General features: G+C 55.9%; 3 rRNA genes. All 3 read right to left on the bottom strand.

What is annotated here, in order from left to right:
* Positions 1-7: 7 nt before the first annotated feature.
* Positions 8-125 (bottom strand): 5S ribosomal RNA (rrf, locus tag IEZ25_RS21175).
* Positions 126-258: 133 nt separating this feature from the next.
* Positions 259-3,386: ribosomal RNA gene (locus IEZ25_RS21170) — 23S ribosomal RNA — on the bottom strand.
* 584 nt (positions 3,387-3,970) lie between these two features.
* Positions 3,971-5,502 (bottom strand): 16S ribosomal RNA (locus IEZ25_RS21165).
* Together the 16S, 23S and 5S rRNA genes form the textbook arrangement of a ribosomal RNA operon.
* Positions 5,503-5,749: the final 247 nt, after the last annotated feature.

The following is a 5,749-nucleotide window of genomic DNA, read 5'->3' as shown; positions in this document are numbered from 1 at the left end:
AATGTATGTCCGGCGGCGTCCTACTCTCCCACAACCTCTCGGTTGCAGTACCATCGGCGCTGAAAGGCTTAACTTCCGGGTTCGGTATGGGACCGGGTGTTTCCCGTTTCGCTATGGCCGCCGTAACTCTTTCAACCCTCACAAACCAGTGGGTTTGTTGGTTGGGAACTGCGTAGTGGACGCGAACAACCCGCATGTGGGTGTGTGTTCGTTGTGTGCGCGGGTACAACTTCACGTGTGTGTGGTTGTGTACGTGGTTGGGACAAGCCCTCGGCCTATTAGTACCGGTCGGCTGGGCATTACTGCTGTACACCTCCGGCCTATCAACCCCATGTTCTGTGGGGGGCCTTACCCACTTACGTGGTGGGAAACCTCATCTTGAAACGTGCTTCCCGCTTAGATGCATTCAGCGGTTATCACTTCCGAACGTAGCCAACCAGCCGTGCTCTTGGCAGAACAACTGGCACACCAGAGGTTCGTCCATCCCGGTCCTCTCGTACTAGGGACAGCCTTTCTCAAGTTTCCTGCGCGCGCGGCGGATAGGGACCGAACTGTCTCACGACGTTCTAAACCCAGCTCGCGTGCCGCTTTAATGGGCGAACAGCCCAACCCTTGGGACCTACTCCAGCCCCAGGATGCGACGAGCCGACATCGAGGTGCCAAACCATCCCGTCGATATGGACTCTTGGGGAAGATCAGCCTGTTATCCCCGGGGTACCTTTTATCCGTTGAGTGACCACGCTTCCACATGCCGTGGCCAGATCACTAGTTCCGACTTTCGTCCCTGCTCGACATGTCTGTCTCACAGTCAAGCTCCCTTGTGCACTTACACTCGCCACCTGATTGCCAACCAGGCTGAGGGAACCTTTGAGCGCCTCCGTTACATTTTAGGAGGCAACCGCCCCAGTTAAACTACCCATCAGGCACTGTCCCTGATCCAGATAATGGACCTAAGTTAGACATCTAGTACGACCAGAGTGGTATTTCAACGTTGACTCCACCCCCACTGGCGTGAGGGCTTCACAGTCTCCCACCTATCCTACACAAGCCGTACCAAACACCAATACCAAACTATAGTAAAGGTCCCGGGGTCTTTCCGTCCTGCCGCGCGTAACGAGCATCTTTACTCGTAGTGCAATTTCGCCGAGTCCATGGTTGAGACAGTGGGAAAGTCGTTACTCCATTCGTGCAGGTCGGAACTTACCCGACAAGGAATTTCGCTACCTTAGGATGGTTATAGTTACCACCGCCGTTTACTGGGGCTTAAATTCTCAGCTTCGGCATTGCTGCCTAACCGGTCCTCTTAACCTTCCAGCACCGGGCAGGAGTCAGTCCGTATACATCGTCTTACAACTTCGCACGGACCTGTGTTTTTAGTAAACAGTCGCTTTCCCCTGGTCTCTGCGGCCCTTCACGCTTCCCCAGCAAGTGGGTACACGATCCGGGCCCCCCTTCTCCCGAAGTTACGGGGGCATTTTGCCGAGTTCCTTAACCATGGTTGTCTCGATCGCCTTAGTATTCTCTACTTGATCACCTGAGTCGGTTTGGGGTACGGGCGGCTTGTTGCTCGCTAGAGGTTTTTCTCGACAGCATAGGATCACCCACTTCGCCAATAAGGCTCCGCGTCACGTCTCAAACTCCACATCAAAGTGAGTGGTGCGGATTTGCCTACACCACGTCCTACACGCTTGCCCACAGACAACCATCGCTGTGGCTGGGCTACCTTCCTGTGTCACCCCATCGCTTGACTACTACCAGCTCGGGTCCCACGCTCCGCCCACCAGCCTCGCCCCGAAGGGTCCGGTCCGATAGGTTTCGGGTGGTTAGCATCACCAGGTTCGTCATGGGCGCAACTTCGCCGGTACGGGAATATCAACCCGTTGTCCATCGACTACGCCTGTCGGCCTCGCCTTAGGTCCCGACTTACCCAGGGCAGATTAGCTTGACCCTGGAACCCTTGATCATTCGGCGCACGGGTTTCTCACCCGTGATTCGCTACTCATGCCTGCATTCTCACTCGTGTGGCCTCCACACCTGGATCACTCCGGCGCTTCACTGCCCACACGACGCTCCCCTACCCATCCAACACACTGAACACCGATCAAGTCGATGCTGATGTAACTGCTGAATGCCATAGCTTCGGCGGATGACTTGAGCCCCGCTACATTGTCGGCGCGGAATCACTTGACCAGTGAGCTATTACGCACTCTTTCAAGGGTGGCTGCTTCCAAGCCAACCTCCTGGTTGTCAATGCGACTCCACATCCTTTTCCACTTAGTCACCGCTTAGGGGCCTTAGCTGATGGTCTGGGCTGTTTCCCTCTCGACTACGGAGCTTATCCCCCGCAGTCTCACTGCTGCGCTCTCACTTACCGGCATTCGGAGTTTGGCTAACGTCAGTAACCTTGTAGGGCCCATCGGCTATCCAGTGCTCTACCTCCGGCAAGAAACACGCAACGCTGCACCTAAATGCATTTCGGGGAGAACCAGCTATCACGAAGTTTGATTGGCCTTTCACCCCTATCCACAGGTCATCCCCTCAGTTTTCAACCTAAGTGGGTTCGGTCCTCCACGTCGTCTTACCGACGCTTCAACCTGCCCATGGATAGATCACTTCGCTTCGGGTCTTGAGCGCGCTACTCAAACGCCCTATTCGGACTCGCTTTCGCTACGGCTACCCCACACGGGTTAACCTCGCAACACACCGCAAACTCGCAGGCTCATTCTTCAAAAGGCACGCCGTCACCCCTGCACAAGGCATGAGCTCCGACGGATTGTAGGCACACGGTTTCAGGTACTATTTCACTCCCCGCCAGGGGTACTTTTCACCTTTCCCTCACGGTACTTGTCCGCTATCGGTCATCAAGGAGTATTTAGGCTTAACGGGTGGTCCCGCCAGATTCACACGGAATTTCAGGGGTTCCGTGTTACTTGGGAACACGCTCCAGAGTCAGCGCTTGGCGTCTACGGGCCTATCACCCTCTACGGTACGGCTTTCCAACCGACTTCGACTTCCACACTGATTTCTTACTCTGCACTGAGCCGGCAGACTCAATCGAGCGGTCCCACGACCCCGCACCTGCAACCCCTGCCGGGTATCACACAGACACGGTTTAGCCTCATCCGATTTCGCTCGCCACTACTCTCGGAATCACTGTTGTTTTCTCTTCCTGTCGGTACTGAGATGTTTCACTTCCCGACGTTCCCTCCACACACCCTATGTGTTCAGATGTGGGTAACACGACATGACTCGTGCTGGGTTTCCCCATTCGGACACCCCCGGATCACAGCTCGGTTGCCAACTCCCCAGGGCTTATCGCAGGCTCCAACGTCCTTCATCGGCTCTTGATGCCAAGGCATCCACCATGTGCCCTTCATAGCTTGTCTCAACAACGTCACAACAACACACACTGCAACACAGCTGACACACGCACAAAGAAACACTCACACCGGCACACCCCCAATCAAAGGATGCACCAGCAACACCGGCCAGTCCCCTCAAGACAAGGAAGAACCAGCCAGCAACACACATACAATTCAGGCCACCCCACCACACACGCCACGACACACCCACACAGGCAAACACCCACACAGGCACATCACGACACATCACGGCAGAGCAACCCAAAAGATGCTCGCGTCCACTATGCAGATCTCAAACAACAACCCCACCAACACCCTCGACCCACACACGCAGGCCTCAGACGAAGAGAGGACCAGAAGCCACCAACCACCACCACTCCAGCATCGCTGGAACCAGTACGGCTGATCCTTCAGGACCCAACAGTGTGTTCAACCATCTCCCCAGCCAATGCCAGGCAAGACGACCAGCACCCCCACCCAGACCCACGCCCAAGCACACGCTCAAGCACAAGCCCAACATCAAGGGCAACTGACAGTCGACGTTCCACTAGTGAGACACCACCATCGTGTCAGGACATTCGCCCGACATCAGGGTGCGTGCTCCTTAGAAAGGAGGTGATCCAGCCGCACCTTCCGGTACGGCTACCTTGTTACGACTTCGTCCCAATCGCCAGCCCCACCTTCGACGGCTCCCTCCACAAGGGTTGGGCCACCGGCTTCGGGTGTTGCCGACTTTCGTGACGTGACGGGCGGTGTGTACAAGGCCCGGGAACGTATTCACCGCAGCGTTGCTGATCTGCGATTACTAGCGACTCCGACTTCATGGGGTCGAGTTGCAGACCCCAATCCGAACTGAGACCGGCTTTTTGGGATTCGCTCCCCCTCACGGGATCGCAGCCCTTTGTACCGGCCATTGTAGCATGCGTGAAGCCCTGGACATAAGGGGCATGATGACTTGACGTCATCCCCACCTTCCTCCGAGTTGACCCCGGCAGTCTCCTATGAGTCCCCATCACCCCGAAGGGCATGCTGGCAACATAGAACGAGGGTTGCGCTCGTTGCGGGACTTAACCCAACATCTCACGACACGAGCTGACGACAGCCATGCACCACCTGTACACCCCCAAAAGAAGCCCCATCTCTGGAGCGGCAGGGTGTATGTCAAACCCAGGTAAGGTTCTTCGCGTTGCATCGAATTAATCCGCATGCTCCGCCGCTTGTGCGGGCCCCCGTCAATTCCTTTGAGTTTTAGCCTTGCGGCCGTACTCCCCAGGCGGGGCGCTTAATGCGTTAGCTGCGGCACGGAATCCGTGGAATGGACCCCACACCTAGCGCCCAACGTTTACGGTGTGGACTACCAGGGTATCTAATCCTGTTCGCTCCCCACACTTTCGCTCCTCAGCGTCAGGTCATTCCCAGAGAACCGCCTTCGCCACCGGTGTTCCTCCTGATATCTGCGCATTTCACCGCTACACCAGGAATTCCGTTCTCCCCTGAATACCTCTAGTCTGCCCGTATCGAAAGCAAGCCAGGTGTTAAGCACCTGGTTTTCACTCCCGACGCGACAAACCGCCTACGAGCCCTTTACGCCCAATAATTCCGGACAACGCTCGCACCCTACGTATTACCGCGGCTGCTGGCACGTAGTTGGCCGGTGCTTCTTTACCCGCTACCGTCACTCACCCAAAGGCTCGCTTCGTCACAGGCGAAAGAGGTTTACAACCCGAAGGCCGTCATCCCTCACGCGGCGTTGCTGGATCAGGCTTCCGCCCATTGTCCAATATTCCCCACTGCTGCCTCCCGTAGGAGTCTGGGCCGTGTCTCAGTCCCAGTGTGACCGGTCACCCTCTCAGGCCGGCTACCCGTCGAAGCCATGGTGAGCCATTACCTCACCATCAAGCTGATAGGCCGCGAGCACATCCCTGGCCGAAAAACTTTCCACACAATCCCATGCGAGACCATGTCATATCCGGTATTAATCACCGTTTCCGGTGGCTATCCCAAAGCCAGGGGCAGATTACTCACGTGTTACTCACCCGTTCGCCGCTCGAGTACCACCGAAGTGGCCTTTCCGCTCGACTTGCATGTGTTAAGCACGCCGCCAGCGTTCGTCCTGAGCCAGGATCAAACTCTCCATCGAAAAAATACCAACCAAACCCACCAAACGATGAGCCAGCCGGACTATCAATAAGAGCCACATCCCCCGACAAAAAACAAAACTGACTGTTGTCAGAATCATTGTCAAAGAAACCGCGACACCAACAAACCCAACCCCCACACCACAAAGATGCACCAGGCCAGACACACGTTGACGTCAACGGGGCAAAACAAACTAATTCGTCGACTAATCAAACACACTGTTGAGTTCTCAAAAATCAGACGCACCC

Source organism: Nocardioides hwasunensis (assembly GCF_014779665.1).
GTDB classification, from domain to species: domain Bacteria; phylum Actinomycetota; class Actinomycetes; order Propionibacteriales; family Nocardioidaceae; genus Nocardioides; species Nocardioides hwasunensis.
The sequence above is the reverse complement of the archived record's forward strand: the minus strand, read 5'-3'. Positions and strand labels throughout refer to the sequence as shown.